Origin of the sequence: Mesorhizobium sp. M7A.F.Ca.CA.001.04.2.1, assembly GCF_003998485.1 — a bacterium.
Taxonomy (GTDB): domain Bacteria; phylum Pseudomonadota; class Alphaproteobacteria; order Rhizobiales; family Rhizobiaceae; genus Mesorhizobium; species Mesorhizobium ciceri.
Window position 1 is genome coordinate 1 of sequence record NZ_RZQT01000292.1, and the last position, 888, is coordinate 888.

Below are 888 nucleotides of genomic sequence, written 5' to 3' on the forward strand. Positions count from 1 at the left end.
TTCGAAGGGCAGATTGATGCGAATGGGGCGCTTCAATACACCTTCAATGTCACGTCCGAGGGGCATGTCGACCTGCCGGCTCCGACTGGAACGCCTCTTGTACTGGGTGCCACCACGACAGGTACGATCGACACGGCGGGCGAAGAGGACAACTACGTCTTCGATATCACTCAACCGACGCAACTCCTCTTCGATGCCCTGAATAATTCGGGCCTGACCTGGAGTTTGATCGGGCCACAGGGCGAGATAGCCTCTCGCTTCTTCACGAATTCAGATGCAGCGAATTTCGGAAGTGATCCGGTTATCACGCTGAAGATTCCCGGCACCTATCAGCTGCGCGTGCAAGGCAGCGGATCAACGGGCTCCTACAGCTTCCGGCTGCTTGATATCGCAATGGCGACGCCGATCGCCTCGGCCACGCCGGTGTCGGGGACGCTGCCGACCGGCACGGAGACGGCGCTCTACCGCTTCGATGCCACGGTCGGCGAAAAGTTCTTCTTCGACCAACAAAGCGATAGCGGCGGCACCGTCTGGCGACTGCTCGATCCGTTCGGCCGGCAGGTCTGGTTCAATGGTTTTGGAGACGTCGACGTCCAGGCGCTGGCGTTCACGGGCACCTACACGCTGGCGATCGAGGGCTATGTATCCAATGCGAGCCCAGTGGATTTCGGCTTTGCGATCCACAAGGTCGAGGACACAATAGCCGCGCTGACGGTCGGCGCGACGGTTGACGGAGCGATCGCGCATGCCGGCCAGCAAAGCCGCTATACCTTCGATCTGGCGAACGCTAGGCGGCTCTATTTCGACAACCTAACCAATGATCCGCTGCAGAACCTGACTTGGAGCTTGATCGGACCGCGCGGCGAGGAGGTGAGCGCTCGATACTTC

The 888-nt window shown here is 59.9% G+C and carries 1 protein-coding gene; it reads left to right on the forward strand.

Annotated elements, in window-relative coordinates:
• The coding region (locus tag EN955_RS35040) for a hypothetical protein (protein WP_164769978.1) at positions 1-888 on the forward strand (888 nt) is incomplete at both ends.